The organism is Segetibacter koreensis DSM 18137 (genome assembly GCF_000374045.1).
GTDB lineage: Bacteria > Bacteroidota > Bacteroidia > Chitinophagales > Chitinophagaceae > Segetibacter > Segetibacter koreensis.
Map to the genome: position 1 here is coordinate 1 of NZ_KB893362.1, position 2567 is coordinate 2567.

The 2567-nt window shown below is 36.3% G+C and carries 3 protein-coding genes; all 3 read left to right on the plus strand.

What is annotated here, in order from left to right:
• On the plus strand, positions 1–312 hold a 312-nt coding region (locus B154_RS29560), incomplete at its 5' end, for an FG-GAP repeat protein (RefSeq protein WP_033412468.1).
• A 77-nt stretch (positions 313–389) separates the two neighbouring features.
• Positions 390–902 (plus strand): hypothetical protein, encoded by a 513-nt coding sequence (locus tag B154_RS29565; RefSeq protein WP_157580931.1) that lies wholly within the window; start codon positions 390–392, stop codon positions 900–902.
• A gap of 130 nt (positions 903–1032) precedes the next feature.
• On the plus strand, positions 1033–2567 hold a 1535-nt coding region (locus B154_RS0122685; RefSeq protein WP_169337694.1), incomplete at its 3' end, for an FG-GAP repeat domain-containing protein.

Here is a 2567-nt window from a genome sequence, read left to right on the forward strand (position 1 = left end):
GCCTTGCCAGCCGAAGCACAGTTTTCGCCGATGTATGGCATAGCAGCAGAAGACTTTGACAAAGATGGAAAAACAGACATCATAATGGGAGGGAATTTTTATGAGTCAAAACCTGAAGTGGGTATCTATGATGCCAGTTATGGTGTCTTTCTTAAAGGAAATGGCAAAGGCAGTTTTACAACTGTTCACCCCAATAAGAGCGGTTTTTTTTCTGTGGGAGCTATACGTGACATCAGGGTTTTAAAAACTTCAAGACACAAAGAAGTATTAATAGTAAAAAATAACGATAAAATACAAATAGTTCAATATTGACGATGAATGATATTTTTAAAATATTCCTCTTATTTTTTTTAATTTTTGTTTGGTCCGGCTGCACTAGAGAAAATGGCATGGAACAATACAACAAAGTAGTTAAATCAGAACTGGAAAGTGGAAAACGGATGGATACTATTTTTTTTAATATTCATTTCGGAATGACTGGAAAGGAATTTTTTGCATATTGCTGGGAGATGAATAAAAAGGGATTGTTTACCGATGGTCAAAGCAACACGGCTGTTTTATACAGGCTTAATCACAACGAACTGAAATACCCTGCCTCTCTGAATTTTTATCCGGAAATGTATGAGAATAGAATAAATAAAATGAGCGCTGTATTTCAATACGATGCATGGGCACCCTGGAACAAGCAGTTGTTTTCTGATAAGCTTTTGGCAGATGTATTAAACCTGTATAAAAAATGGTATAACAAGGGAAATCCATTTATAGAAATAAAGGTACCCGGAAAAAGTACTGTTTATGTTAAGGTAGATGCAAATAGACGCATTACTATGGCAGTGAAAGATGACATGACTGTACAGGTTAACTACACAGATTTACTCACGGAGAAAAAATTTAAGAAGTAAGTTGTTTATAAAAGATCATACAAGAAGTTTTATTTTAATAGGAATTATAAGTACCTGTGTTTACAATGGTTGTTGTGCTGTAAGCTCAAATTACCTAAAAAGAGCTGTATTTTATCTTTTGAGTCTTTTTATGCTGATTTCCTGCAAAGAAGAAAAAAAAGATTCAAAAACTTTATTTCAAAAATTAGATCCTTCCGCAACTCATATCAACTTTAGTAACAATCTTTCTTACGATTCTAAATTTAATATTTACACGTACAGAAATTTTTACAACGGCGGAGGTGTTGCGATTGGAGATATAAATAATGACGGACTTCCTGATATTTTTTTTACTGCCAATATGTTACCAAACCGGCTTTTTCTAAATAAAGGAAATATGCAGTTTGAAGACATAACTGACAAAGCCGGAATAGGAAAAAAAGGAAAATGGTCAACAGGTGTAAGCATGGCCGATGTGAATGGCGATGGTTTATTAGATATTTATGTTTGCAATAGTGGAGACATAAAAGGTGATGACAGGCAAAATGAATTGTATATCAATAACGGTATTTCCCAATCTCCTGCAGGGTCGGGCCACACTGAGGTTTCCTTTACTGAAAAAGCTCACGAGTATGGGTTAGATGATAAAGGGTTATCGACGCACGCAGCCTTTTTTGATTATGACCATGATGGTGACTTAGACATGTATTTATTAAATAACTCTTTTAAAGCTATTGGCAGCTTCAATCTTCAGAAGAACGAAAGAAGTATCAGAGACTCACTTGGAGGTGATAAACTCTATCGTAATGATGGCGATCATTTTACTGATGTGAGTGAGCAGGCAGGCATTTTTGGCAGCACAATTGGTTTTGGACTTGGGGTTACGGTAGGGGATGTAAATAAAGACGGATGGCAGGATATCTATGTTTCTAATGACTTTTTCGAAAGGGATTATCTCTATATTAACCAGCATAACGGAAAGTTTAAGGAAGTTCTTGAAGATGAAATGATGAGCATAAGCAATGCGTCTATGGGCGCAGATATGGCTGATATAAATAATGATGCGAACCCTGATATTTTTGTTACTGAGATGCTGCCGGAAGATGAGGGCAGAATTAAAACGAACACAACTTTTGAAAACTGGGACAAATATCAACTCGATCTGAAGTATGATTATTATCACCAGTTTACCAGGAATATGCTTCAGCTTAATAATGGAAATAATTCCTTTAGTGAAATTGGAAGGCTTGCAGGAGTAAGCGCCACCGACTGGAGTTGGGGTGCGATAATTACAGATCTGAATAATGATGGCTTTAAGGATATTTTTATAGCTAATGGTATTTACCAGGACCTTACCAACGAAGACTACATTCAATATATTTCTAACGAGCAGTTTTTCCAGGAAGTGACTTCGGGAAAAGGTGAATACAAGAAATTGATCGATCTTATTCCGTCACATGCGATATCGAACTATGCTTTTAGTAACAATGGTGATTTAACTTTCAGCAATAAAGCGCAGGAATGGGGTTTAGATGAACCGGGGTTCAGCAACGGTTCAGCCTACGGAGATTTAGACAACGATGGAGACCTCGATCTTGTGGTAAACAATGTAAATATGCCCTGCTTCATTTACCGCAATGAGAGCATACAACAGCATCCTGAGAATAAGTTTTTAAAAGTAAGCCT